Below are 21,862 nucleotides of genomic sequence, written 5' to 3' on the forward strand. Positions count from 1 at the left end.
CGCGATCAACAACCTGTTTGACTGCTTCAATTTTAAACTCTTCGGGATAACGCTTACCGCTCATGGGCACCTCTCTTTAAGCCATCTTAAATGACTCTGAGGTGTCTGTTAAACCCGTGGCGATTCAATCTGATTTGTCACTGTGACGATTCAGATGTAGTAACTAGGTCGAGGGCTCAAAGTACATATCAATAACTAACAAAGCGTCCAACGCTGAAATGAAAAATTTCTGGTTCTGGCGACCCTGAGTGTACTCATTATACGCTTTGTAAATTCCTTCCCACAAATTTTCAACATTTGTTCCTTTGAATAAGCCTTCGCTAGCAAACCACAAGCGGGCACAGTTTTGCATCGCATCCTCAAGCTTTTCAAACTCCCGCGCATACCCTTCAAATGCTTTAATCTGTTTATCAACTAATTGTTCCCTGGCTTCACCTTGTGTTCCATACAACAAATCTCGCCCAAGCATTAGATGCCCTACGTTGATGGTTTCAGGTAACCAAAGGACAACAAACTTCATTTCAAGTAATGCCAACTTAAAATCCTTCTTGGATTTGAGAATTTCCTGGGCCTTCCAAGTACTAAGCGCAGATTTTGCGATAAGAAGCGTAGCAACGGACGCAGCGGCTGATACAGACGAAACAATCACACCGGATAGCGTAATCACATCTGAAGTAGTCATATTCAACTCCATGAAATATATAGAGGAATAATAACACTATTTTCAGTTCCATAGAATATCGAAGCCCTTCAGTGAACCTCTTCTGTAAGCCTATCCACACTCTCGCAGTAGCCACGCTCGTGCCCGTAAGTTCTCATTTTGCAAGGCTCACCACTGAAAGCTCTCTTTGTGATGCGCGTGTGATGCGCTTGGAAGAACTGCTTTGGCTGTCTGTTTTTATATCAGGATTCATTACCTGACTGTTTGCGGGTAAAGTTCGTAGTGCGCTGATCGTGCAATATGATTTTCCTTGGGAACAGATAGGTACTCTGCCCCAAAAAAATCTGAATATTTCCATCTATTCCATATCCAGCGCATTGACCATCGGGATACTGAAGGGAGATTCCATCATCTCTTAGAAAGATCACCATCTCTTTTGTTTCATTTTGCATATAGCTACCTGGAGGGTTTATGAATGCAAGGATTTTCATGGACTATTACCATGAGATTGATTTTCCATCTTTATTCGCGAGAGCAGTGGAAAGCGATGACGATGTGGGTACTACATTGCGCATTCACCTACTTTGTGAGCGCATGGCCGAAGCATGGATATGCGCATACTGTGACTGCCAAGATCTCTTTGGAAGAGATAAAAACAAACTTTTAATCGAATGTAATACTAAAATATCCATGGCGGGAAACTTGGGAATTCCCCCAGAACTTGTGAAATCACTTAAAACCATCAACTCAATGCGTAATGACCTTGCACACAACCCATCAATACAAAGCATTGCAGATTCAAGGATCCAGAGTCTGAAGGATACGCTGACTGAATATTTTAAACAGCACCCAGTGGAACCCTGCATGGAAGAATCAAAACTGGGTATTTTTAACACCGAGAATCAATTAATCGAAGAAGTTTCCTTGGATAGTGACAGTTCAAAAAACAGACTTAAGCTAATCTTGCTTTTCAGCAAGTTAATGCAGGCGTTAGTGCAATTAGTTGCCGCTAATCATAAGGGGCGTTGGGATAACCAATTTAGCCAATTCGTATACCATGTCACCATGAACGCAACAAAGAGATAAATCCAAGCCCGTTTTGTGCGGGCTGTTGCATTATCACAGGCACTCAGTGAATGCCTGCTGAAAAACCTAAACTAATGGCAACTAACCGGAGGTGGTGATGAAATCATCACGCCAAAATAATCAATCTTGCAACGTGTTAACTACGCTGCGCAGATCATTTTTAAGCTGCTTAGTTATGATTTCAATATTAGTATCGAACCAACCCGTATCCTGATCAGAAAACTCATAACCAGGTGAAATGAGCCCAAGCATACCTTTCTTAGACTCTAACGGGGAACGACCTTCCACTCCTTTCGTTATGGCAAGCACTTGATACGGAAGATAACTTAAATCCTCCTCGGTCATACCTGCTCTAGACGCCACATCAGCAACACACGTCATGATTGTGCCACTACAAACTTTTTCCTCAGTAATTGCAGTACTAATAATAACAAGACTAATTCTATCTAAATCCTTCTGGTCAATATAATTCCCTGCCATAGAATTTCTGAATGTAAGCGACATAACTTCCATCCAATGAGCGATATACTTTCTTATCTTTGCAGAAGCGATATTGCGTCTGAATTGCTTGAACATTAGATTCTCCATTTTATGAGAACTAATAGTTTAACCTAAAGATAACAAAGCCAAAAGCACAGTGGTCACATCAGCTAAAAATTCCTCTATTGCGAGGATCTACCTGATTTCTGGCAGTTCACCTGCCACGCTTTGTTATGCGCCAGGATGTCTTTCTTCGTCTGCTGCTCCAGCACATCCCAGTCGTGATCCGTTCCGTAGATGGGTTTAACCCAGTCACAGGCAGTGTCCGTTACTTCAGGTTTTGCGGGTAAATTTCTCACGCAACTCGCGGTCAACATCATCATCAGGAAGATGATTAACGGTCTGCTGTACATCCCTAGCTCCTTTTGTTGCCTCTACCCGGCGTTCTGCAACGGCTTCAGTAGCTGCTGCTCGTTCTTCGGTGCGCTGGATTGCCGCTTTGGTCTCAGCGATAGTGGTTCCGCGTGATTTCCCAAAACCAAAAGCACCTGCAATTGCTGCCAGGACAGCAACAACCAGGCCAATAATCATTTCAAGTCCCATATGACCTCACACCAATGCAGCTTTAGCTTTGGCGTAACGTTCACGCCGGTCTTTAATGCCGTTCTGTCCGCCGTTGATAATTTGCGTGACGCGTTCCACATCCCCCGAATGCAGGAGACAACCGCGTAACGTGAAATACCACGCCGCCGAACGGGCCGAATGTCGCTCTTGCGTCAAAAGTTCTGGCGTACTGACAACGTCAAGCTTCAGCGCCGAGCCACATTTGGTGTAGTTCTCACGTCCAGTGATTTGCAGCAGGCCGCGACCGCGATATTTCCAGCCATCACCCGGGCAGTTATTACCCATGCGGTCACCGTAAACCAGATTGGCAATTTGCGGCTGGTGAGCGACCTGCTTACCATCAACGCGCCCCAGTATTTCGCACTGATACGGCGTTAGTCGTTTACCGAATGTTTTCTTCAGCCCGTTTACCGAGTAGTTAAAGCTCTCTACCAGAGAGGTAAAACCAGCAGATTCATGCCCGACTTGTGCAATGAACATGGCCTGATCATTAATTGCTGTAATGCCAAACTCTTTCATTGCCGCATCGATGTGCGGAAACCAGCGCGCAGCTAATCCGGCGCTTATACCAGCCGCCTGCTGAAATTGTGATTGTTTCATGTGATTAATCCGAAATTGAGGCAGGACAAAACCCAAATCAAAGGATGTGATGTAATACCCGCGAAACAGAGTTTGACTAAAGTCGACACTCCACCTCATTAAAACAACACAAAGCCTCGAACTTTCAGGGAAGCGGAGATGTCGCGCTTCCCTTTTTTATTTCTGAAGAATGTTAATTAAGCGTGCCAGGTTCCCCCGTGCGCGAAGCACGATGGCGCAGATGACCAGATTGACGATGACCACCATCCAGTGTGATTCCTGATAGAGACCAAACAGATACCTGAACGGGATGCTGGCGTATATCAGCACAACAAAGTAGGCCAGCAAAGATATCATCGGGCGATGTCTCGCCCCGTCACGTTGATAGAACATCAGAACAAGAACGATGACCCCGCAGATTAACGCATTGATCATCGCAGAAGGATCATTTGTTACCATTGCTGGTCCCTCCTCCGCGTAAACGAGAGAGAATGCCAAACAGGCTGCCCAATTCCTGGCTGTTGACGAACGTCAGCAGCTTAATGGCAATTGCTGCAACGAGCACCGCACCCAGCGCATCGAGTGGCCTGTCACTGTATCCCGTCCATTTAGAAAAAAACGAACCAACTAGTGGAGCACCAAGAACGCCAAAGATGAAAGAAGTGATGAAGTAACCCACCAACTTAAAGCGGCTGATGTTCACCGCCGTCGCAACGTAGAATACTGCACCAGCAAAGGCGCCAAACACTACGCCGTAATCAATACCGGTTGCCAGGCCGAACATGCTGGCCCCCATCAGTCCACCAGCCGCTACAGTAGAGCCAGAAACAGGATCGGACATTTAGCCCCCTCTTATTGCTGTGAGTCCTCTCAGAAATGAGGGGAAATAGAATCAGGCTTCACGGGCTGGATTTATCAACAAAGCACGTAGTAAGTGATACCCGTGAGCCTGAAAGTAAAAGACCACCTTCTGAGAAGGTGGCTTTTGAGAATGCCCCCTGTAAGGGGGGCTATTGTCTCCTTCCGCTTACTACTCCAGCAATTCCATCTGCTGTTCATGCGTTTGTTCCGTTTTCTCCTGATGCCGCACATATCGTCTGATAATTTCCTCGTTCACACCGACCGTATCTACAAAGTAACCACGTGACCAAAAGTGGTTGCCCCATAGCTTCTTTCGTATATGTGGAAAACGATTGTAGAGCCTGATAGCACTGCGGCCTTTCAGATGCCCCATCAGAGTTGATATCGAGATTTTAGGTGGGACAATTACTACAAGATGTACATGATCTGGCTGTACATTTAATTCCAGAATCTCACAATCTTTTATACCGCAGAGTATGTAGATTGTCCTGTAAAGCTCCTTGCCTAACTTATCTCTCAGGATCCTGAAACGGTACTTGGGCGTCCAGACTATGTGGTATTTGCAACGCCAATATACATGTGATGAACTCCTGTAAAGCCACATGTCGGTTTGTCTCCTTTTACTTGTGGTGAGTAAGCAGAGATATTCCGGCATGGGCATTCTTCAGGCTATAGCCTTACAGGATCAATCACCACCTCCCCAGGAGGTGGCCTAAGATTGACAGTAAAAAAGGCCGCCTCTTGGCGACCTCTTGAATTTCATGACTAATAACTACTTTTTATTATCAATTCCTGTTAGTACGTTTTTAATACAGATAGGCATCATTCTATTTTTGAGAAAATCTCGCGCTTCAGAGTAAGGCGTATCCATTTCCTTAATCATTTTTCGACTTCCGTCAGCACCTTCAATTGATACTTTAATAAAGTCAGTTTCATCAATAGAAAAGTCAGAAAAGGCGTAGCCCTTAGCTTTGAAGGAAGCTACCTCATCGCTAACGATATTGGTAGTATTTTCATTCGTACCAGATGCCCTATCCGTTATTTTCCACTCAGTGTCGCAGAGATCCTGAGCCGCCTTCTCATGATCAACAAGAGCAGCATTTGAAGAGACGCTCCATATCAATAATATTGATAACAGATACCTCATGATTTAACCCCATGTAATTCATTGTTATTAATAAGTTATATTAATCTACATGGTAGCTTAAAACATTGATAGTCCACACAACTTCAACTATAGATGCCCCCATAAAAGGACAGGGTTGAAGGGTATTGCTGTGTAAGTTGAATTAATGCCGCAAATAAAAAAGCCTGGCAATCACCGAGGCTTAAATTGTTGCCAGTTACCGCTCCGGCGCGATCAGCAAAAGCTATCGCGGTATCAGATTGTGGTCCTGCCCATGTGAGCTTTTGCGGACGGTTGGAACATGTAGGCTCCGCAACACTCCCCGCACTTTGTCTTATTGGCGTCGGGAATCCATAAAAGAAAACCCCGCCGAAGCGAGGTTTTTTAATTCTTGTAACGTCACAGGTGTAATAACCCATCGTTGGAATCAGGTTAGCCATTTTCCGCCACAATTACAAGCACTGATGTCACATTTTGCGCATCACTTGTGGATGTATGACGCAGCCTCATAAGCTGGTTGTTGTTCTTTGATGAGCGCGTCAGCTTCTTTGGTGACAGCATCAAGCAATATTGTGTTTTCTGCTAAGTCCTTAGTTTTCTCTTCGAGCGTTAGCGTGAATAACGGATGATGCTCAGATCGATATATGACTGCAGTTGATAGCTCGATAGTTGCGTCAGACTTAAGCACCATGTTGTCAACATTGAGATCCTTGTTTTTATCTTTAGATTTCCCAGAATTAATTAAATCAATTTGCTCCTGAAATTTCTTTCTCACTTCTTCTTGGTACCCATTCACGCCGACTTCGTTAGTCAGCACCCAGTCATCGGTGAATTTTTCATCCTTAAATTTTACCTTGATGGTAATAACATTTTTTTCCTGGTAGACGTTACCCAGCTTCACTGCACCGTTTTCAAGTTCAATAACGTGCTCATCTTTCAGCTTGATGGTATCAGATACAATCAGCGCAGAGACTATTAAACAGGCACCAACGAAAAAGCCGCTAATTCCTAATATTTTCATACATAATCCTTTGCAATGGAATTATATTATTTACTAAATAATTCATAACCTTACATTATCAATAATCTTACATTTACGAATTAACGCAAGACAAATTATCTGGTCACCCATTGCAGCACCTTTTCTGCAAACGATTCTTCAATATGGCAATACTCCACCAGCCGATCGAAGAACAGTTTGAAATTTCTGCGCCAGGTTGTTTCGGTTACGCCAAGAGCCTTGAATACTTCAGTATCCTTTAACCTTGGGTAGCCACGACCAGTGCAACGGGGGCATTTTTTAAAAACAGGAAGCCCCTGCAACTCGGATTTTTTCTTATCCAGTACCTCGCCGCGGCCACGGCACCGGCATTCATTTTTTGTGTGCCCCTTTCCGTTACACGCTTTGCAGATCACCCTAACCTGCTCGCGGACGGTTTTCGCTTCCTCCCAATCTGATGGTGAGATTCCCTTCGTAACCTTTACCCACTTCGGAGGTTTCCCGTCCGGGTATGTCACTTTGTTGGTGAATATCTCAGCATCAATAAATCCGGATCCGGCGCAACTACTGCATGTCACTATGCTGGCAGCGCTTAGCGAATAATCCCGGAAAACATATCCTGCCAGTACCCGCAAGAACTCAGCGCGCTGCTGCTCTGACATTGCCTGCAGAGGCTTATTCCGGCTGGCGCGCTGAATGGCAAGTTCGTTAATGAAGGAAATAATATTATCAGGTTGCAGAACACCGGCTTTTGCCAGGTAAAGCTCTATGCCTATCGCTGATTTTGACGTTGCCAGACCCAACGCGGCCATCACATCAGTGATCGTCAGCGTATCTGCTGAAATACCGCATGGAACGGCGCCGGGCATCATGGATTTAGGCGAAAAATATTTTGGTAAGGAATCAAGCTTCATTTCGATGCTCCCGTTTTGCTTCAATGCGGATATAATTGCGAAGGATGCGGTATGCCACCGGAAAAGATCCCCGGTAACGATAAATACGAAGACGTAGCCAGCGCCAGCGAAGAGACTCAATAACTTCAGGCTTCACTTTGCCTCCTCGATGATGATCTGCCCTTTCTCGCCCCAGATTTTGGTAACCCGGCCATCCCAGACGTGACTATCTTCATCAAACACTGCATCCAACAGCGCCTTTTCCAGATTGTCTTTGTCAGGTTTCTGCTGATGTGGCTTCCCGGCGTGTCGGGCTCGCTTCTTCTTGCTCCAGCTTTGGGGCATGGGGATAACGAATGTGATGTGATAACCGGCTTCCGGTAACTTGATGCCCAGAAGACGAACCTGCGCTTTGTATGACCAGTACGCCGCTGTCGCTGGCCGTTTGTGCCACCTGTCGCGCTGAGTCATTCTGGGCTTGCCGATCGGCGTGATGTCGTAGACTGTCATGATTTTATGAGGCCCTCCTTCAACCAGATAACCTGGGTTCGGGCCATCCACTCCAGCGCACACTCCTTCGCATATTCCGCATCAACCAGATGAGTTCGGCGATCAATCTCGTCATGGCATGATGAGCGTGCGATAGTCGCGATAAGGTCAGGCGGCTTGATGCCGGTGCCACATAACCCGGCAATGCGAATATGAGCCAGCACAGATGTCTCAGGGTTACCGTTGCATACTCCCGGAATACGCACCTGACATTCCCGGCCACGCGCAGCTTTTCGAAGATTAGCCATGTTCACCCCCAGACCTTTTGTCGGAAGGTTCTCGGCGTCCGTGCCAGACGTCCGCACTCCGGCAATTTCACGCTGACCGTCCAGGTAAGGAAATCAGGATTGAGGCTTTTTTCGGTCCTGATACCGCGAGCCCGATAATCTGCAATCAGGCGATCTGCCTGCTCGGTGGTACATTCCGTGTGGTGAAAATATGAATATTTCATCACCCTCACCCCGCAAAGCTCATAAGCTGGGCGGCGGCATTCTCGGCCTCTTCCCTGCTGTTGAAAGTGCGGGACAATATCCAGCGCCACAAAACATCGAGTGCAGTTTTATACAGGTCCTGGAATTCTGTTTCGTCCATGTTCGCGAAGGCGATACTACGGGGATGTTTGCGGAGAGTTCCATCAGGTAACTGGATTGCGTCATAGTGCCCGGCTTCGACGGTCACCCATGCGCGGTAAGCGTCGAAGGATTTGCACAGACTTATGCCGTTCGTGATACGCCGACTGGCGATCTGCTCCAGATACTGCTCAGCAGCATCCAGCAGAGCGCTTTCATTGCCGCCGTATGAGGCAAGGAATCTGGCATAACCATTAACGAGTTTGATTTTTGATTGCAGAATATCGCTGGTCTCCGGCGTTGCGGGGATCAGGATTCCTGAGGACTGCTTGATGAGTTGTAATTCGTGCGCCATGGTTTTCTCCGTGGCGCAGCAGGTTAACGGCTGTTCAGACCGTTGATTTCATATTATCAAAAGGTGGAGTCACCCGATAGCCGAGACGACGAATAAACTGCGCAAAGCCATTGGGAGTAAAAACTTCTTCGTCATCCAACAAGGGCCGCATTGAGACCATGCCGTTGACGCGATAGATAAGATGCCTGCCCGATGAAGGAAAGCTAAACACCACGCAGCCGTCAGACCTTCTTACAATGTCATACCAGTTGTCTTCTGACGTTTGCAAAGCTGAATCACTCACATTCTGTTCTCCCTTCGAGCGACGTACAGACGCGATTAAAGATTGTCGGCAGCAGCATCAAAGGGATACGCAAATTGCGGTATTCTGAAAAATGCGCGCCACCATTAAGCGCAATGTTAGTAAAACCAGTCGTCAGCGCTTTCCCGTATCTCCTGCAGGATGTTTTCGATTTTTTTTATCATCTTTATTCCACAGAAACCGCTCAAACCATCAAAATCAGTATGACGGATTATCAGACTGCAATCCCCATACTGATGACTAAGGCGTTTGAGCAGCCCTTTCTCCAGTGCTGATAGCGCTCCTCTCAGAAGTTATTTAGCGCGATCAATGGTTAATTCAACTTTCATAATAGCCCCCACCGGACATACTGTATTTTTATACAGTATACCTATGTGAGAAAATGATCAATGTCTTAAGAGCACAAATTGCTAATATACTGTCAGGATAGAAAATTAAAAACCGCCGTAGTGGTTTGAATTGAATAGTGTTTTTTGACAGAGATTTCTTTTGGTTGGCAAAGCTCCGGCAAATTCGCGTGCACAAGCACCTCAACAAACGGCTGCGAGCTCCCATTTTACGCTAAGTAGTAGTCCATCCATCAAATTGGCTATGCACGAATAGTTTCTGGGGAGATAGATTATGGAAAACCAATTTACTTGAAGGGGGGGTGGTAATGTCAGGGTATCAAATGAATAACTATTTAGCTTTCGTCTGTCATTTTTTTGTAAAACAACCATTCATCCCAGACATTTTCAGGATCGATGTCAGGATATCCTCTTTCTTTCACCATATCCCTGGCGACCTCAATTGGAACTCTGATTGCAGCAGCAGAATCGCGTATTGACTCAACCTCTTTTCGGGTTAACTCCCGGCCGGCATCTCTTTCTTTACCAGAACTGCAACCAAGGCAGGGATGAACACAATAGTCATTTTTTGTTGGTATCCAATTTTCGACGGGATTCAATCATATGAACATAGAACGCGTGAAACTCTTCGTCCTGACTAACGACCATCTCCGGAGGCAGTGACTCTCGCTCCTTATCCCATTGAGCAAGTACGTCCTGACATTTTTCATATGCCTCATCAACGATTTCAATAGCTGGCCTGTCGGTGTTGATATACGGGATTGTATTATTGTTGAGGCATACAGCAATTGGAGACCCATAACTGTATTCTTCCCCCAAAACTGGGGTAGCAAAAACGATAATAGCCAGTGTTATCCATTTCATTTCTTATTCGCATCTTCCATTTCAATGTAACGCGGATCGCTACTCTTCGGCAGCGTCACGCTGATCTCCCTATAATGCCTCAAGCGCTCCAGAAAGTAATCTCTCAGATGTTCAGACTGCTCACGCATTACCTGTTCAGCTATAACCGGCATGTTCAGGCGCTCTTTGTACGCCACGCCAGATGCGGCGAGGTCAACGTTAACCTTGTCACGTTCTTCCTGACTCTTTGCTGCGATATTATGACTCAGCATGATGAATCCCCCCTCGATGCTATAAAGGGATTATACATTACATCACCATTTCTTTCGGCTGGTGCAGTTCCAGCTAATTAGCACGCACCAGAGCTTCAGTGAAGAGCGGCGAAACCACTTTACCGCAACAGGCTACCGACTAGCCTTTCGCATACTTCACACTACGGAAGTCCCGGTCAATAATATACTGCTCCGATAAACGCTGGAGCAGTATATAGAGTTATCAAGGCAAAACATAAGTGGCACTTTTACTGTCATGCAAAAATGTCATTAAAAAGTGAGATTTATTTTACCCCAAAAGGTTCTGCCTGATTCATTAACTGATGTGTTTGCTGAATAACCGAAACTGCTGTTTCCAGCAAGATTCAGGTGTTCGCTGTACGTTTTGTCAAACAAGTTATCAACGCCGGCGCTAATTTTAACGTACTTATTAACTTTGTATGCAGCATTCGCCGAAAACACAGCAAAACCAGGACTACTATTAAAATCTTTACCAACGACGTTGCCTTCGTTAATAGCAACACGGTTCTGGCTGCTGACAAGACGCAAAAGGCCAGTACTGCTCCAGTCGCCCTGTTCCCAGGTCAGCCCCAGACGGGCTTCAAGCGGTGGCGTCTGTGGTAAAGGCTGATGGTTAGATGTATTTTCCCCCCAGGAATAAGCAATGCTGGCATCCGTTTTCCATGAGTCTGACCATTTATACGCAATACCTGCCTCTCCCCCCATAATGGTTGCATTGACGTTATCAACCTGGCTGATAGAGGCATTATCAGGATCATAGCGGAACAGAATAAAATCATTAACACGACCAATATAAGCGGATACCCAAGTGTTTATACGTTCACCGTTGTACTGAGCGCCTATATCAATCTGAGTTGTTTTTTCCGTTTTGAGTTTATCGAAGGCATCACCCGAACCTCCAGGTCCATAAGTCGGCGAAAAAATCTCCCAGTAATCGGGGAAACGCTCCGTGTAGCCTATACCTGCATAAAACATAACCGGTAGATCAGCCATATTATGTTCGAAGCGAACAAAACCGGCCGGTAATGTATCAGTCCGTTTTGCTGAACCCATATCAGTGTAATTATCAACCAGAACGCGATCGAGACGTGCGCCCCCCTTCACCTTGTTCTGCTCAGTTACACTCCAGGTCAGTTCGCTGAAAAGACCGTAATCGTGGAAACGGGCGTCCTTATTCCAGCGATCATCAATTTTATTACGGTGTGTACTAAGTTGCGTATCTGCGCCACTGCGAAGCTCAAAATCTGAGAAAAGGAAGGTTCCCATCATTCTTCCACCAACAGTACGGCGATCAACCTCCATCGCCATTGGCATACTCATATTCATCGAAGAGTCTGAGTCCATTGCTGAGTCCATTGAGGAACCCATAGCATCTCCCATCTCATCACCTGACATCCCCCCCGACATACTACTGCCCGGAGAGCGCAGGGAATAGTTATCCATAATATGATCTGCATAGTTGTAATATACATTTGCCTCAAACTTATCGAATACCTCGCCAATACCCGATTTTTCAAAGCGCATTCCTAAGCTTTCCCTCTTAAACTGCGAACCATCCATACCGCGACCAGCATAGCGTGCTTCACCATCGCCTTTACCTGCAGTAAGCTCGAGAAGTGTGTCTTTGTCTGGTGTCCAGCCTATAGCCATATCGCCATTCCACTTATCCCATCTGGAGGGCACGCGGTCTCCATTTCCATCCTTGTAGTCATCCGAACGTGACTTATTGCCAATGAGGCGAAGATATCCCTCCTCACCGCCCAGACTGACATCAGCGTTTTCATCCCAGCGATTGTTTGACGCAGCAAGAAGACTGGCAGTACCCTGCACCCCCGCTTTTTCAAAGCGCGGCTGTTCACGATCAAAACGGATAGTTCCCGCCGAGTTTCCAGGCCCCCAGAGCACAGTTTGTGGGCCTTTAATCAGAGTTAATACATCAAAGCTTTCAGGAGAAATATAGGAGCTTGGTGCATCCATGCGTGCCGGACAGGCACCAAGCATTTCACCATTATCAGTCAGAATTCTCAGACGAGAGCCAAACATGCCACGAAACACAGGATCACCGTTGGTTCCACCGTTACGTATCTGTGAGAATCCAGGTATAGTTTTCAGATAATCCGAGCCGTCGCTTGCCGGAACTGGCTGACGGGGTATTTTGGGCGAGGTAACAATTTCGAGCGGAGTGGAAAGTGGCGCAGTTACAATCATCACAGAATCATTCGTTATCTGAGAATGGTCGTGCTTTTCTTCTGCAAAAGTAGTGTCTGATATCAGCGCCATCAGGACAAGAGAAGCAACTGGCGTACGTACAAAATAGTGGGTTTTCATAAAATACCTTACTGTTTTTCAGGCGTAACAAAATCTGCCCTTAAAAATGAGCATGACGTTACTGACTTACTGTTTTGTTGTTTAAAACGAAGACTGAAATACAGCAGGCGGGGCACGGGCACGCTGAGGTGCCCAGGGTTGAAAGAGCGTGACGCAGTTAAGCGGAATTAATGAGAAGCGAAGGACAAAAAGCAGGAGCAACCACAACAAAAATACAAGCGCAAACTGGATAAACGGCAGTTGCACAAGTAACTGACAATATCCGCAGGCAATCTCTTCCATCGGAGACATTGCCTTACCAGACATCATCAGCTGATCCATCAGCGAAGACGGTTCACAGACCGCAGACATCGCCATGTCATGGTGTATCCCTGACATGGTCCCTGGCATAGAATGCGTGATGTGCTGACAACCTGTCCGGTGGGCTATCGTTCTGGAGATGGCCGGAGCAACGAACAGCATGGCGACAGCAATCAGCGCCAGCCATGCGGCTATGTGATTAGTTCGTATGCGCCCTTGCAAAATGTTTCCAGTTATTAATTTATCTGCCGAAAGTGTATCTGATTTAATCTTTGAGTGTTACAAAAAACTGAATAGGAACGATAAGTATTCTTATTATCTTGGGAGTGTAGGATTATGTGCTCTTAGAGTGGAAGAACAAGAATCACTTTCGAAATATTTGCAATTACATAGCGAATATTGCTGCCATCACGTTGTATTGAAGCTTAATAGCTAAAACATTATGCTGACTTCCGCTGGCCCGACGGTTTCAGGAACATCCGCCAGCGGGAGGTTTTCCAGCTCGACAACCCTGTTGGTGGCCTATTGCAGTAGCTGACCCATCACTTGTGCTCCTGCTGTTGATCCGCTTTGATGTGCAGCCTCGGTTCTCCGTCTTTCGGCTCGGGCCATTGCCGCGTCATATTCACCGCCAACTTTTCTTCCATCGCTGCGGTTATTTCCGTATCGCTGATACCGGAGCGGCGTTGGGCGTCCCAGAGCAGGAACTGCATGTCTGCCCACTCACTGAGGTCGTCAGGTTCAGTTGCGGCTTCCAGCGCTTCTTTGCTGAGGTGTTTAAGCGAGCCAACCGGGCCAACATTGCCGAACGTCTTATCTGACCATTCGGCATGGCGCTGACGGATTAGATTGCGTAGTTGGAGTGATGCGTCTTTCTCGTCTGGCAACACAGCCTTACCCTGAAGCAAGGCGGCAGGCAATACGGTTACCATGCTTGTCTCGTCCTTATTGGCTGTTTGTTCCGGGTACGCACCGTGGGAATATAAATCAACTGACACCTTTAATTTCCCAGCAAACACATCAAATCCATTGACGCCATCTTTTTGCATGTACTCTGCAACAACCATTGTTAGAAGCTTCAAAGTTGCATCAATATCGTTGCAGTTCAACTTCTCAAGAAATTCCGTAACCAGCTTCTTCTTATCGCTTATATTCATCTCACTCACCCTTACCGATGCCAGCGGCTATTCTGGCGTAAACAATAACGCCGTCATCAGGACGCTTACGCGGTAGATAAATTCCCGGTCTTGGCCATAAAGCAATGAATCGAGACTCGCTGCGTTCAAGTCTGTGAAATGCTCTCTCGCTCATAACACCAATTGGACGCAACGCCGCTTTCTCAGCCTCCAGCTCTGCTATGCGCTTCTTTGTGGCTTCCAGTTGCCCCTGAAGATGTTTGTATGTTGCTATCACGCCTGTACCCTCCGCTCGAAATAGACATACTGGTTAATTGCGCTGAGCGGCATTTCCAGCTTTTCGGCAATATCCCGGCGGCTGACGCCCTCCTGATGTAACTCCCTCGCCAATTCAACATCATGCTGACGGTACCGGGCCGACTGATGGTGATCACCACGCAGATACAACTTGATTCCCTGCTCACGTGCTTTTGTGCGTACCGCAGCGCCAGTTCTTCCAATAAGTCGGCCAATATTTTCTACAGTCATGGTCCCGGCGGACTGCCGAATAATCATGATTTCTGCCCTAACCCACCTGCTCATAAATCCTCCCCACTGAATAAACTCAGCGCACGGCGATGTTTGTTAACTTCCCGAACGGCTACACGGAGTTTCTCCAGTCCTTGCAGGTTGGATTTGACTTTGCGGATCTGGTTGCTGATTTCCCGTAGTGATGGGAGCTGCATTGGCTGAGATGGTTTTCTCAGTACAGGGATGCTCTCCAGGAATGTTTCGGTCCCTGCCGAAGGTATCGCAACTCTCGGCGTGATCTCAATTTCCGGTAGTTCTGCAAACACTGGCTCCGGGGTAATTTCCGTTTCGTCAGGAAGTCCCCACTTAACGCCTTTCCCCTGACCGATTTTTTTGATGTGTCCGCGCTTTGCCATCAGGCAGAGATTTGACGCTAAGCCTCTTGGATCTCGTCCGACAGCCGACGCCAGCGCTACGGTATCCATGTTCCCGTTTTCGGTTAGTAGTGCGACGATTGCCTCAGGTTTGATCGGCTCAGTAACCTCACCGCGCAGCAGTTTCTTTGGGGTGTCGTTTAAATTTTTCGCACGCAGTACGGTCTTCGCTGGCGCTGACCGAATACTTGTTTTTCCGTCAGCATCGCCTGTTACTTCCCATCCACCATCGAAAAAATCACACAATCCCTGTTCACGCTGTTCGCGGAGTATATTCAGCGCTTCAACAGGTTCGATTTCCAGGCGTGCCGCGACTTCACGGTATGTTGCTTTACCCATTGCTTTTAAAACATCGATTACGGTTTCCATAGTGTCTCCTGTTAAATCAAACCGGCGTCTTTGCGTTGTTTGTACTTAGCCATCAGCATCTCAACCGGAGTAGGCCCGGCTGCTACTTTTGGCGCGGACAGTGTACGGCGGATAGGGGGAACCGGCTTACCGGACAGCGCTCGCTTTTCCCAGTCATGCAGGATGTCACCAGCGGCACGGATAAGTTCCTTTTCACTGAGTTGTCCATCTGTTCCCCGACGACGCAACTCAAGGCAGACGTGGTAATACAGCGGGTTTTTATCCCTCCATGGGAACTGCTCACTCGCCGGATAGCGAAAAACAAGTTTCCGCCAGCGCCAGTATTCGCTCATTATGTCGTCCACACTGACGCCCATCGCACCACTCCCCTCACGGCACCACGAAATAAACTGACCCGGCGATGGCCAGAACGGCGACTGACTGGAGCGGGCTTTCTGCATTCCGACGGAAATCTGTTCACGGGAGGTGATGCCTGACTCGGCGAAAGCGGCGATCCATTGCTGCTTCGCAACGCGAATATCATCGTCAGTGCGGAGGTTCGTCTGAGTGGATGCCGGAAATACCTGCATGAGGTTTTCAAAAAGCATATCCACCAGTTCTTCAGCGTCAGTGTTAACAACCTTTCTGTCGTCATAAGAATTGCCAGCTATGCGCGATAGCATTTCGCTGTCGCGATTCTGAATCGCACGATAAAGATCCGGGGTCATATAAATTTCTCCCATGCTTTAGCACTGTTCCAGTGCGGGCCAGTTTCGGATTTGTTTGCGCTGACATCTGAGCGTGGCTTGCGGGTAGTGTCTTCGCGGTGAAGGGTTAACGTGTCCCACTTGGCGCGGAGCTTTGCGGGGGAGAGAATATTTTTGTACCAGAACGAGTCTTTGCAGGCCCATCGGAACAACTCACAAATCTCTTTGTGGGTGCGTCCGTCCAGTTGGCGCATAAGGCGTATATCATTCGCCCAGCCAGCCATGTTCGGCTTTTTCAGGGATGGTTTGGTGATGTCGCGCAGCGCCAACATCCACTCTGCGCAGCGGAGATCGTCAGATGTCCCCCACTTGTCACCTTTCGGTGTCTGGACAGCTGCATCAGGAACAATTTTGGAAATTCTCTGACGTACATTAAATACGTTAGTATTTAATATATATTGTTCATGATGTGCGCTTGTTTGTGCGGATGTATGTGCGCTTTCATGTGCGCCACACCCATCCAAACCAGCACTGTTACTGGCTTCGCCATGTGCGGTCATATGTGCGCTTGTATGTGCGGAAGTTTGTGCGGGCAAATTGTCCACTTTTTGAGCATATTCAGCATAATTTGAGATCGTGATCACACGCCCTCTTTGCCGCTCCCCCTCAATGGAAATCATCCCTTCACGCACAAAAAATGTCAGCATTCTCTCAACAGCATCACGACTTGTTGGGTTGCCTTTTCTGTCACGTAGTTTCTGGCCCAGATCGGCCGCCGTAGTCACCAGTTGTCCGGTTTGTAGCGGCCATTGGCGACCTTTAAAGCTCGCTGTATATGGCTGGCTGGCAGCGCCCAAAAGTAGGTTATCCCACAACGTGCGTAGGTAAACATCTTCTGACCATGGCTGCTTGAGTACACTCCGGTACAACGGGATGAATCCGGTCTTCTGGTTTTCCATCCGGTTGCTCCTGACGGCGGTACGCGCCGCAAAATCGGCGTAGGCGACATTAGACATAGCTATGCCTCCGTTGCCTGGTGTTTTGAAAAACTCTTTGTCATAATGACCTCGTGATTTCGCCTGGAATTACACTCGAAGACTGGCTGTGTTGGCGCACAACAGTCTTCACCCTTTCAGAACAAACCTTGCCGCTTGCCCCGTTTAGTCCGTTTTGAATCAAACCGATCCGCCGGCAACGTTTGTTGCTCAGCCCATAATTTCGCGTGGCGTAAAACATCATCAAAAATCCTCCCTTTCCTGCTCGCCTGGCTCATGCGCTTGTACATGTCGACAGCCAGAAATGCCCCCCCCCTGCGCTACTGCCGCAGTGAAGCCCTGCCGGATTAACTCTTCCCGGACATGCTTTTCGATAAATTCCATATGGTTCATCTGAACACCTCATATGACACCTGGAGCCATAGCAGCGATACCACTCAGAACCTGAACAACGACCTCACCTGGCAACATGTTCAGCAGATGCTCAATCCCTTCCCTGACCTCTTTCACCAGTTGGTGTTGTGGTGCATTCAGCATTACGGCCTGTTTTGCCTCGCTGATTTCCTTCTCCATCGCTGCATAACGCGTCATGAAACAATCCTGTCCGATAAGGCGCCCACGAAATTCCAGCGGCAAAACAGCCAAGATTGCCGGAGTCAGCTGACGGATGTTTTCGCGCGCATATCCGGTGTCGCTGTCCAGCCAGCGGAAAAGCTTCTGTCGCTTACGGCTCAAGTCGCGAGGAAAATCCAGCCCGGCCCCCCCCCTGTCGTTCCCATTCTTCAATGATGATCCCGGCGACTACGTCCTGGTTGTCCAGCGATGCCGACCACGCACGAACAGCAGCACGAATCTGGTCATGCTTATCTGCCTGATGCTGGTGATTGCGATTTATCATCGCTGCCGGATGGAATCCGGTATTTTGTTGAACTGAAATTGAATGCACGGTTACGCCCTCACTTCCTGCGCCGGTAATCCATCCGTGGGGTTCGGATACAAATCAGGGCGCAATTCGTGGGGAGTAACACCAGTTGCATTGAAAATTGGTAAAACACGATCGGCTGGAACGACGCCCTTGTATCGTGTTTTCCAGCGACTAACCGACATCGGTTTAATACCTAGCTTTGTGGCTAAGTTGCTGGCAGTGCCAGCTTTCTGAATGGCCTTTTCTAATCCGTTCATGAGTATCTCCACAAGATTTACAAACAAATTAAGCCTCAGACTTAAATAAAGATCAAGTCTTGAGCGAATTTTAATTTATAAGCAAAAGGCTTATTCTTCTGATATGGCTGAGAAAAAAATACTTAACCCAACTCTCATCGAGCGTTTGACAGAACTGACGCAACGAGGGATGACAAAATCTGATATGGCAAGGGTTGCGGGTATTACCCCGCAATCCGTAAACGGCTGGTTCAAAAAAGGTGTTATTAGTAAAGAATCTGCGTTAGCTGTTGCCGACGCTGCTGGGGTATCCGTCCCTTGGCTACTTGGTGAGGATGTTGGAGAGAAGGATGGCCTTAAGCCTGACGAACAGCGCCTGCTGGAGCTCTACCGCCAACTGCCAGAAGAAGAACAACAGAACATGTTGCGGATAGTGTCGCTGCGGCTGAAGGAGCTCGATGAGCTGTACGCGAAGTATATGGGGCGCAGGATTAAGGGTGATGCGGAGTAACATATAGCAGACGTACAGGAAGCATGGGTAATCATGCAAAAGAAGTCCGTTGAACCTAAAACAATATCGTAAATTAACTGTATATGCGATCAGGTGAGTGCCATAATGGATGCAGGCAGCAACTCGGAAACTAATGATATGAAGTTCAGGATAGTATACGACGGTCCAGCACTGGAGACGCACGAAATGAACGTGCGTGACCTTGCTCCTGCCCTCCTGTCCTTGTCAGATGCATTAGAGGAAGCCGGAAAAACAGTTTATGGAAACAAGACCGTTGTTTCCGTAAAGGTTAACGCATCATTCAAAGCTGGATCATTTGGAATAGATCTGATTGCCTCATCTACATCCTGGATCAAACAGGCTGTTGATTTTTTTTCTGGCGATACAGCAACAGCTGCCGCTAATCTTATTGCTTTAATTGGTTTTTGCCCTGGCCCTAGAGAAAAAATTTGCAAGGGTCTAATCCAACTAGTTAAATGGATTGGACCAAGAGAAATAAAAAAGTTACACAATCTGCCTGATAGCAACGTTGAAGTCTTTGTTGATGACGATAGTGAAATTTTCGACAGCAAAGTGATTGAACTGTATAGAAATATTAAACTTCGTTCTTCCTTGCAAGAAGTCATAAGCAAGCCATTAGAGCAAGAAGGCATCAACAGTTTTGCTTCCACTGTCGATGATGGGCTGACATTCATGACGATCGACAAGCAAGAAGCGCATTATTTCAAAGTTGAGCTACCTGCAGAGTCAATAATTTCAGAGTCCACGGTAGAGAAAGCTCTTCAGATTAAAAACATTTCTTTTAATGAAGGCAGCCGATGGAGATTTACTGATGGTTCCAGTAGCTTTTTGGCTGAAATTAAAGACCAGAAGTTTATCAGTGATATTGATAACAACACCTTAAACTTTTCTAAAGGTGACATGTTGCTTGTTGACCTAAAGGTAACTCAGTACATGATTGGCGATACCATAAAAACCACATTCGAAATTGAGCATGTGAAAAAACAGCTGAATCCACAAAGACAAATAGATCTCCCATTCGAATGAATATACCCGGCCACCGCGCCGGGTTTTTTATTGCCCTTTTCTCACCATAGCAGCCACATCTCGCAAACCCTCTTTGTATATGGCGTTACCCACAGAGTGACGCTTGGCTTCCAGACTATCCACAATCGTATCTTGGCTTATCTCCATTCCGGCGATTATCAACTCAACAACCGCACCACCAATCTCACCCGCAATGAATGCTGCACGGACCTCTTCCATTTCGTCACGATCCATAGCCCACTCTCATTGATGTTTATCTGACCATAAGCATCATCCACTCCCGTACATTCGTCATAAAAATAAGTCTAAAACTTAATTATGTTTTCAGTCTCACGCTTGACACCAGTTAAGTCTAAGACTTAATATAAGCTCACAGTAACACAACCACCTAGGCAGGACGCCCACGAAGTAGCCGTCCGGGGCATACGAAACACCGGATGAGGTGGAGTTATCAACGCGCAGTAGGTTTAAAAGTTCCGCTGGCCGGCGACAAGGCAATGAGGGTTAGATGAGTAAGGTAGTAAAGGTGGCGCCTATTGAACTCGAAATAGACGCCACGGAAGTAATCAATCAGGTCGAGGAACTACTGGGGTTACTTGAGCTTCCAGCCCGTTCCCTTGAAGGCATCCCTGAGGATGTCGTCAACCTGCTTTTTGACAACATCCGTCCCTTGCTTAACGACATCGTCCTTAGTGATTTCTCGACCACAGTCGGCACAACTGACGCCAACAAAATTAGTCTCAAAGTCGAAATTATCGGGACGCTTGAGCATCTCGCTACCGCAATCAGGACAGGCGACCTTCATGGTTTGCTTTTCGAGCATAGATTAATCCTTCCTTCTGTTGGGGGATTAAAGGTTAACCAAATTCTTGCTGTTGGGGAATAGCAGAATCCACTGAGCCTGAAGTGGTGAAAAGACAGGCATAACAGGAGGATATAAAAATGATTGATTTCGCACGTCAACCAGCACGCATCCAGGCCGTTCGCGGGAATGCTTTTACTGCACCACTGCGTTTCCTGTGGCGAGTTCTGAAAAATGGTAATAGTGCAACGGTAGCTAACAAATGAACACGCTGTACGCATTGGTGCTGACGATCGCCATGGCTAACGGAGACTTCCAGGAAGGCATCATCGGCGTATACGGAAGCAAGGAACAGTGTGAATCCGCAGCCAGTGAGCAAAGCAGTATCACTGATTGTTATCCGCTCGAAGGTATCGTTCAAAACGGAGAGTTGCCAAAACACTTTAAGGACAGGTGATGAAAAAAGAATGTGGTTATTGCCACAAGCCTGTTGAAGAAGGCGCAGAAGTAAAGAGTACCCTGCTCTATCTCAACGGTACGCAACTGGCACAGAAAGAAAAAGAATATTGCTCTAAACAATGCGCTGAATACGACCAGATGGCGCACGAAAGTTAATTAGTACCCCTGAAATATGAAATGAAAAATTCGCCATTAATTTGGCGCGGCTTCTTACACCCTTAATTTAATAACTGGAGATGTTATGGAAATCGTAAAAATCGAAATAAACCTGAAAGCAGTGAATAAAGAAGTGGCTGTATTCAACTGCGAGAAGAAAGTATCAGGCGTTATTCATTCAGCCGCAACGGGCGCGGTCACGGTCATTCTCGACGGTGGCTATGTATTCGGCAAGTTCGACAGCCCTTTCTGTGCTGTAGATGCAATTTCAATGCTGTCCATGAAAGTAAGTGATGGCGATAGCGCAGGGTTTGGTAACTACCGCAGCTACAAACTCGATTACTCAGAAAAAGCTTTCAGAACCGTTCATTAAGCAAAAGCCCACACGAGGTGGGCTTGCC

Annotated in this window: 37 protein-coding genes and 4 pseudogenes; 7 read left to right on the plus strand and 34 right to left on the minus strand. The window is 47.0% G+C overall.

Going from position 1 to position 21,862, the window contains the following annotated elements:
• Positions 1–163: 163 nt before the first annotated feature.
• Together QQZ17_RS03420 and QQZ17_RS03425 are read right to left on the minus strand one after the other, a co-directional pair.
• Positions 164–682 carry a hypothetical protein gene (locus QQZ17_RS03420; protein WP_152405009.1) on the minus strand — a complete coding sequence of 173 codons (519 nt, stop codon included), beginning with the start codon at positions 680–682 and terminating at the stop codon, positions 164–166.
• A 221-nt stretch (positions 683–903) separates the two neighbouring features.
• Positions 904–1,113 carry a Fur-regulated protein gene (locus QQZ17_RS03425; protein ID WP_235922385.1) on the minus strand — a complete coding sequence of 70 codons (210 nt, stop codon included), beginning with the start codon at positions 1,111–1,113 and terminating at the stop codon, positions 904–906.
• 19 nt (positions 1,114–1,132) lie between these two features.
• Between QQZ17_RS03425 and QQZ17_RS03430 the strand changes: the two genes are divergently transcribed.
• Positions 1,133–1,747, plus strand: a complete 615-nt coding sequence (locus QQZ17_RS03430) for a hypothetical protein (RefSeq protein WP_235922384.1) — start codon at positions 1,133–1,135, stop codon at positions 1,745–1,747.
• A 120-nt stretch (positions 1,748–1,867) separates the two neighbouring features.
• Here QQZ17_RS03430 and QQZ17_RS03435 read toward each other — a convergent pair whose 3' ends face one another.
• The 30 genes and pseudogenes from QQZ17_RS03435 to QQZ17_RS03580 form a co-directional block, all read right to left on the minus strand.
• Complete coding sequence (locus tag QQZ17_RS03435) at positions 1,868–2,323, minus strand: hypothetical protein (protein WP_152405012.1); 456 nt, start codon at positions 2,321–2,323, stop codon at positions 1,868–1,870.
• Between the two features lie 237 nt (positions 2,324–2,560).
• Positions 2,561–2,830 (minus strand): hypothetical protein, encoded by a 270-nt coding sequence (locus QQZ17_RS03440; protein WP_152405013.1) that lies wholly within the window; start codon positions 2,828–2,830, stop codon positions 2,561–2,563.
• A gap of 6 nt (positions 2,831–2,836) precedes the next feature.
• Positions 2,837–3,451, minus strand: a complete 615-nt coding sequence (locus QQZ17_RS03445; RefSeq protein ID WP_044266508.1) for a glycoside hydrolase family 19 protein — start codon at positions 3,449–3,451, stop codon at positions 2,837–2,839.
• 156 nt (positions 3,452–3,607) lie between these two features.
• Positions 3,608–3,889, minus strand: a complete 282-nt coding sequence (locus QQZ17_RS03450) for a phage holin family protein (protein WP_152405014.1) — start codon at positions 3,887–3,889, stop codon at positions 3,608–3,610.
• On the minus strand, positions 3,876–4,271 hold the full coding sequence (locus QQZ17_RS03455; protein ID WP_152405015.1) for a phage holin family protein: 396 nt from the start codon (positions 4,269–4,271) through the stop codon (positions 3,876–3,878). The genes QQZ17_RS03450 and QQZ17_RS03455 overlap by 14 nt, the downstream gene beginning before the upstream one ends.
• A 189-nt stretch (positions 4,272–4,460) precedes the next feature.
• Positions 4,461–4,895 carry an IS200/IS605 family transposase gene (tnpA, locus tag QQZ17_RS03460; RefSeq protein WP_152406345.1) on the minus strand — a complete coding sequence of 145 codons (435 nt, stop codon included), beginning with the start codon at positions 4,893–4,895 and terminating at the stop codon, positions 4,461–4,463.
• Positions 4,896–5,063: 168 nt separating this feature from the next.
• Entirely contained in the window at positions 5,064–5,438 is a 375-nt protein-coding gene (locus QQZ17_RS03465; protein ID WP_152405016.1) for a hypothetical protein, read from the minus strand.
• A gap of 83 nt (positions 5,439–5,521) precedes the next feature.
• A complete protein-coding gene (locus QQZ17_RS03470) occupies positions 5,522–5,857 on the minus strand; it encodes a hypothetical protein (RefSeq protein WP_152405017.1) in 336 nt (111 codons plus the stop codon).
• A 41-nt stretch (positions 5,858–5,898) separates the two neighbouring features.
• A complete protein-coding gene (locus tag QQZ17_RS03475) occupies positions 5,899–6,438 on the minus strand; it encodes a hypothetical protein (protein WP_152405018.1) in 540 nt (179 codons plus the stop codon).
• Positions 6,439–6,533: 95 nt separating this feature from the next.
• Positions 6,534–7,331, minus strand: coding sequence for an antitermination protein (locus QQZ17_RS03480; RefSeq protein ID WP_152405019.1), 798 nt, complete (start codon positions 7,329–7,331; stop codon positions 6,534–6,536).
• Complete coding sequence (locus tag QQZ17_RS03485; RefSeq protein ID WP_152405020.1) at positions 7,321–7,467, minus strand: YlcG family protein; 147 nt, start codon at positions 7,465–7,467, stop codon at positions 7,321–7,323. The genes QQZ17_RS03480 and QQZ17_RS03485 overlap by 11 nt, the downstream gene beginning before the upstream one ends.
• Positions 7,464–7,820, minus strand: coding sequence for a RusA family crossover junction endodeoxyribonuclease (locus QQZ17_RS03490; RefSeq protein ID WP_152405021.1), 357 nt, complete (start codon positions 7,818–7,820; stop codon positions 7,464–7,466). The genes QQZ17_RS03485 and QQZ17_RS03490 overlap by 4 nt, the downstream gene beginning before the upstream one ends.
• Positions 7,817–8,107, minus strand: coding sequence for a DUF1364 domain-containing protein (locus QQZ17_RS03495; RefSeq protein WP_152405022.1), 291 nt, complete (start codon positions 8,105–8,107; stop codon positions 7,817–7,819). The genes QQZ17_RS03490 and QQZ17_RS03495 overlap by 4 nt, the downstream gene beginning before the upstream one ends.
• Before the next feature lie 2 nt (positions 8,108–8,109).
• Positions 8,110–8,310, minus strand: a complete 201-nt coding sequence (locus QQZ17_RS03500; RefSeq protein WP_152405023.1) for a hypothetical protein — start codon at positions 8,308–8,310, stop codon at positions 8,110–8,112.
• 5 nt (positions 8,311–8,315) lie between these two features.
• Entirely contained in the window at positions 8,316–8,783 is a 468-nt protein-coding gene (locus QQZ17_RS03505) for a DUF1367 family protein (protein WP_152405024.1), read from the minus strand.
• A 34-nt stretch (positions 8,784–8,817) separates the two neighbouring features.
• Positions 8,818–9,066 (minus strand): hypothetical protein, encoded by a 249-nt coding sequence (locus tag QQZ17_RS03510; protein WP_152405025.1) that lies wholly within the window; start codon positions 9,064–9,066, stop codon positions 8,818–8,820.
• Positions 9,067–9,182: 116 nt separating this feature from the next.
• Positions 9,183–9,374, minus strand: coding sequence for a DinI-like family protein (locus tag QQZ17_RS03515; protein WP_268878927.1), 192 nt, complete (start codon positions 9,372–9,374; stop codon positions 9,183–9,185).
• A gap of 392 nt (positions 9,375–9,766) precedes the next feature.
• Positions 9,767–9,996 (minus strand): annotated as a pseudogene (locus QQZ17_RS03520) (hypothetical protein).
• A complete protein-coding gene (locus tag QQZ17_RS03525) occupies positions 9,993–10,295 on the minus strand; it encodes a hypothetical protein (RefSeq protein WP_152405026.1) in 303 nt (100 codons plus the stop codon). Before QQZ17_RS03525 ends, QQZ17_RS03520 begins: the two are co-directional and overlap by 4 nt.
• Positions 10,292–10,546 (minus strand): DNA polymerase III subunit theta, encoded by a 255-nt coding sequence (locus tag QQZ17_RS03530; RefSeq protein WP_152405027.1) that lies wholly within the window; start codon positions 10,544–10,546, stop codon positions 10,292–10,294. The genes QQZ17_RS03525 and QQZ17_RS03530 overlap by 4 nt, the downstream gene beginning before the upstream one ends.
• Positions 10,547–10,816: 270 nt before the next feature.
• Positions 10,817–12,895 carry a TonB-dependent receptor domain-containing protein gene (locus tag QQZ17_RS03535; protein ID WP_152405028.1) on the minus strand — a complete coding sequence of 693 codons (2,079 nt, stop codon included), beginning with the start codon at positions 12,893–12,895 and terminating at the stop codon, positions 10,817–10,819.
• Positions 12,896–12,976: 81 nt separating this feature from the next.
• On the minus strand, positions 12,977–13,417 hold the full coding sequence (locus QQZ17_RS03540; RefSeq protein WP_235922383.1) for a DUF2946 domain-containing protein: 441 nt from the start codon (positions 13,415–13,417) through the stop codon (positions 12,977–12,979).
• A gap of 347 nt (positions 13,418–13,764) precedes the next feature.
• Positions 13,765–14,127, minus strand: a pseudogene (locus QQZ17_RS03545) (DUF550 domain-containing protein); the annotation flags it as partial.
• A 477-nt stretch (positions 14,128–14,604) separates the two neighbouring features.
• Positions 14,605–14,913: a DNA-binding protein gene (locus QQZ17_RS03550; protein ID WP_152405029.1), complete on the minus strand. Its 309-nt coding sequence runs from the start codon at positions 14,911–14,913 to the stop codon at positions 14,605–14,607.
• Positions 14,910–15,644 carry a hypothetical protein gene (locus QQZ17_RS03555; protein WP_152405030.1) on the minus strand — a complete coding sequence of 245 codons (735 nt, stop codon included), beginning with the start codon at positions 15,642–15,644 and terminating at the stop codon, positions 14,910–14,912. Before QQZ17_RS03555 ends, QQZ17_RS03550 begins: the two co-directional genes overlap by 4 nt.
• Before the next feature lie 11 nt (positions 15,645–15,655).
• Complete coding sequence (locus tag QQZ17_RS03560) at positions 15,656–16,351, minus strand: replication protein P (protein WP_152405031.1); 696 nt, start codon at positions 16,349–16,351, stop codon at positions 15,656–15,658.
• Positions 16,348–17,346, minus strand: a complete 999-nt coding sequence (locus QQZ17_RS03565) for a replication protein (protein ID WP_152405032.1) — start codon at positions 17,344–17,346, stop codon at positions 16,348–16,350. The genes QQZ17_RS03560 and QQZ17_RS03565 overlap by 4 nt, the downstream gene beginning before the upstream one ends.
• A gap of 222 nt (positions 17,347–17,568) precedes the next feature.
• Positions 17,569–17,718: a hypothetical protein gene (locus QQZ17_RS03570; RefSeq protein ID WP_284554112.1), complete on the minus strand. Its 150-nt coding sequence runs from the start codon at positions 17,716–17,718 to the stop codon at positions 17,569–17,571.
• Between the two features lie 9 nt (positions 17,719–17,727).
• Positions 17,728–18,271 (minus strand): annotated as a pseudogene (locus QQZ17_RS03575) (toxin YdaT domain-containing protein).
• 2 nt (positions 18,272–18,273) lie between these two features.
• On the minus strand, positions 18,274–18,507 hold the full coding sequence (locus QQZ17_RS03580) for a transcriptional regulator (RefSeq protein WP_152405034.1): 234 nt from the start codon (positions 18,505–18,507) through the stop codon (positions 18,274–18,276).
• Between the two features lie 103 nt (positions 18,508–18,610).
• Between QQZ17_RS03580 and QQZ17_RS03585 the strand changes: the two genes are divergently transcribed.
• Positions 18,611–18,997: a helix-turn-helix domain-containing protein gene (locus QQZ17_RS03585; RefSeq protein WP_152405035.1), complete on the plus strand. Its 387-nt coding sequence runs from the start codon at positions 18,611–18,613 to the stop codon at positions 18,995–18,997.
• A gap of 105 nt (positions 18,998–19,102) precedes the next feature.
• Positions 19,103–20,044: a hypothetical protein gene (locus QQZ17_RS03590; protein WP_152405036.1), complete on the plus strand. Its 942-nt coding sequence runs from the start codon at positions 19,103–19,105 to the stop codon at positions 20,042–20,044.
• Positions 20,045–20,071: 27 nt separating this feature from the next.
• Here QQZ17_RS03590 and QQZ17_RS03595 read toward each other — a convergent pair whose 3' ends face one another.
• Complete coding sequence (locus tag QQZ17_RS03595) at positions 20,072–20,278, minus strand: hypothetical protein (RefSeq protein WP_152405037.1); 207 nt, start codon at positions 20,276–20,278, stop codon at positions 20,072–20,074.
• A gap of 358 nt (positions 20,279–20,636) precedes the next feature.
• Positions 20,637–20,867 (minus strand): ECs_2282 family putative zinc-binding protein, encoded by a 231-nt coding sequence (locus QQZ17_RS26360; protein WP_442548503.1) that lies wholly within the window; start codon positions 20,865–20,867, stop codon positions 20,637–20,639.
• Positions 20,868–20,986: 119 nt separating this feature from the next.
• Here QQZ17_RS26360 and QQZ17_RS03605 point away from each other — a divergent pair, with 119 nt between their 5' ends.
• The 4 genes and pseudogenes from QQZ17_RS03605 (at position 20,987) to QQZ17_RS03620 (ending at position 21,834) form a co-directional block, all read left to right on the plus strand.
• Entirely contained in the window at positions 20,987–21,112 is a 126-nt protein-coding gene (locus tag QQZ17_RS03605) for a hypothetical protein (protein WP_257791121.1), read from the plus strand.
• Positions 21,109–21,303, plus strand: a complete 195-nt coding sequence (locus QQZ17_RS03610) for a DUF1482 family protein (protein WP_152405039.1) — start codon at positions 21,109–21,111, stop codon at positions 21,301–21,303. The genes QQZ17_RS03605 and QQZ17_RS03610 overlap by 4 nt, the downstream gene beginning before the upstream one ends.
• The gene (locus QQZ17_RS03615) at positions 21,303–21,461 is read left to right on the plus strand and encodes a YdaE family protein (protein WP_152405040.1); all 159 of its coding nucleotides are present in this window, start codon (positions 21,303–21,305) and stop codon (positions 21,459–21,461) included. Before QQZ17_RS03610 ends, QQZ17_RS03615 begins: the two co-directional genes overlap by 1 nt.
• A gap of 21 nt (positions 21,462–21,482) precedes the next feature.
• Positions 21,483–21,834: pseudogene (locus QQZ17_RS03620) on the plus strand (DNA breaking-rejoining protein).
• Positions 21,835–21,862 lie beyond the last annotated feature (28 nt).

Source organism: Citrobacter sp. T1.2D-1, from assembly GCF_950098555.1.
Classification (GTDB): Bacteria; Pseudomonadota; Gammaproteobacteria; order Enterobacterales; family Enterobacteriaceae; genus Citrobacter_A; species Citrobacter_A telavivensis.

Bases quoted from the DNA above. Each gene is read 5' to 3' on its own strand.
- QQZ17_RS03550 (WP_152405029.1), bottom strand. From the start codon at position 14,913: ATGAGCAGGTGGGTTAGGGCAGAAATCATGATTATTCGGCAGTCCGCC.
- QQZ17_RS03615 (WP_152405040.1), top strand. From the start codon at position 21,303: ATGAAAAAAGAATGTGGTTATTGCCACAAGCCTGTTGAAGAAGGCGCA.
- QQZ17_RS03430 (WP_235922384.1), top strand. From the start codon at position 1,133: ATGAATGCAAGGATTTTCATGGACTATTACCATGAGATTGATTTTCCA.
- QQZ17_RS03595 (WP_152405037.1), bottom strand. From the start codon at position 20,278: ATGGATCGTGACGAAATGGAAGAGGTCCGTGCAGCATTCATTGCGGGT.
- QQZ17_RS03560 (WP_152405031.1), bottom strand. From the start codon at position 16,351: ATGACCCCGGATCTTTATCGTGCGATTCAGAATCGCGACAGCGAAATG.
- QQZ17_RS03450 (WP_152405014.1), bottom strand. From the start codon at position 3,889: ATGGTAACAAATGATCCTTCTGCGATGATCAATGCGTTAATCTGCGGG.
- QQZ17_RS03475 (WP_152405018.1), bottom strand. From the start codon at position 6,438: ATGAAAATATTAGGAATTAGCGGCTTTTTCGTTGGTGCCTGTTTAATA.
- QQZ17_RS03420 (WP_152405009.1), bottom strand. From the start codon at position 682: ATGACTACTTCAGATGTGATTACGCTATCCGGTGTGATTGTTTCGTCT.
- QQZ17_RS03570 (WP_284554112.1), bottom strand. From the start codon at position 17,718: ATGAACCATATGGAATTTATCGAAAAGCATGTCCGGGAAGAGTTAATC.
- QQZ17_RS03440 (WP_152405013.1), bottom strand. From the start codon at position 2,830: ATGGGACTTGAAATGATTATTGGCCTGGTTGTTGCTGTCCTGGCAGCA.
- QQZ17_RS03535 (WP_152405028.1), bottom strand. From the start codon at position 12,895: ATGAAAACCCACTATTTTGTACGTACGCCAGTTGCTTCTCTTGTCCTG.
- QQZ17_RS03480 (WP_152405019.1), bottom strand. From the start codon at position 7,331: ATGAAGCTTGATTCCTTACCAAAATATTTTTCGCCTAAATCCATGATG.
- QQZ17_RS03530 (WP_152405027.1), bottom strand. From the start codon at position 10,546: ATGCTGAGTCATAATATCGCAGCAAAGAGTCAGGAAGAACGTGACAAG.
- QQZ17_RS03565 (WP_152405032.1), bottom strand. From the start codon at position 17,346: ATGTCTAATGTCGCCTACGCCGATTTTGCGGCGCGTACCGCCGTCAGG.
- QQZ17_RS03525 (WP_152405026.1), bottom strand. From the start codon at position 10,295: ATGAAATGGATAACACTGGCTATTATCGTTTTTGCTACCCCAGTTTTG.
- QQZ17_RS03580 (WP_152405034.1), bottom strand. From the start codon at position 18,507: ATGAACGGATTAGAAAAGGCCATTCAGAAAGCTGGCACTGCCAGCAAC.
- QQZ17_RS03495 (WP_152405022.1), bottom strand. From the start codon at position 8,107: ATGGCTAATCTTCGAAAAGCTGCGCGTGGCCGGGAATGTCAGGTGCGT.
- QQZ17_RS03425 (WP_235922385.1), bottom strand. From the start codon at position 1,113: ATGCAAAATGAAACAAAAGAGATGGTGATCTTTCTAAGAGATGATGGA.
- QQZ17_RS03610 (WP_152405039.1), top strand. From the start codon at position 21,109: ATGAACACGCTGTACGCATTGGTGCTGACGATCGCCATGGCTAACGGA.
- QQZ17_RS03465 (WP_152405016.1), bottom strand. From the start codon at position 5,438: ATGAGGTATCTGTTATCAATATTATTGATATGGAGCGTCTCTTCAAAT.
- QQZ17_RS03590 (WP_152405036.1), top strand. From the start codon at position 19,103: ATGGATGCAGGCAGCAACTCGGAAACTAATGATATGAAGTTCAGGATA.
- QQZ17_RS26360 (WP_442548503.1), bottom strand. From the start codon at position 20,867: ATGCTCGAAAAGCAAACCATGAAGGTCGCCTGTCCTGATTGCGGTAGC.
- QQZ17_RS03555 (WP_152405030.1), bottom strand. From the start codon at position 15,644: ATGGAAACCGTAATCGATGTTTTAAAAGCAATGGGTAAAGCAACATAC.
- QQZ17_RS03455 (WP_152405015.1), bottom strand. From the start codon at position 4,271: ATGTCCGATCCTGTTTCTGGCTCTACTGTAGCGGCTGGTGGACTGATG.
- QQZ17_RS03585 (WP_152405035.1), top strand. From the start codon at position 18,611: ATGGCTGAGAAAAAAATACTTAACCCAACTCTCATCGAGCGTTTGACA.
- QQZ17_RS03445 (WP_044266508.1), bottom strand. From the start codon at position 3,451: ATGAAACAATCACAATTTCAGCAGGCGGCTGGTATAAGCGCCGGATTA.
- QQZ17_RS03500 (WP_152405023.1), bottom strand. From the start codon at position 8,310: ATGAAATATTCATATTTTCACCACACGGAATGTACCACCGAGCAGGCA.
- QQZ17_RS03435 (WP_152405012.1), bottom strand. From the start codon at position 2,323: ATGTTCAAGCAATTCAGACGCAATATCGCTTCTGCAAAGATAAGAAAG.
- QQZ17_RS03490 (WP_152405021.1), bottom strand. From the start codon at position 7,820: ATGACAGTCTACGACATCACGCCGATCGGCAAGCCCAGAATGACTCAG.
- tnpA (WP_152406345.1), bottom strand. From the start codon at position 4,895: ATGTGGCTTTACAGGAGTTCATCACATGTATATTGGCGTTGCAAATAC.
- QQZ17_RS03605 (WP_257791121.1), top strand. From the start codon at position 20,987: ATGATTGATTTCGCACGTCAACCAGCACGCATCCAGGCCGTTCGCGGG.
- QQZ17_RS03470 (WP_152405017.1), bottom strand. From the start codon at position 5,857: ATGGCTAACCTGATTCCAACGATGGGTTATTACACCTGTGACGTTACA.
- QQZ17_RS03505 (WP_152405024.1), bottom strand. From the start codon at position 8,783: ATGGCGCACGAATTACAACTCATCAAGCAGTCCTCAGGAATCCTGATC.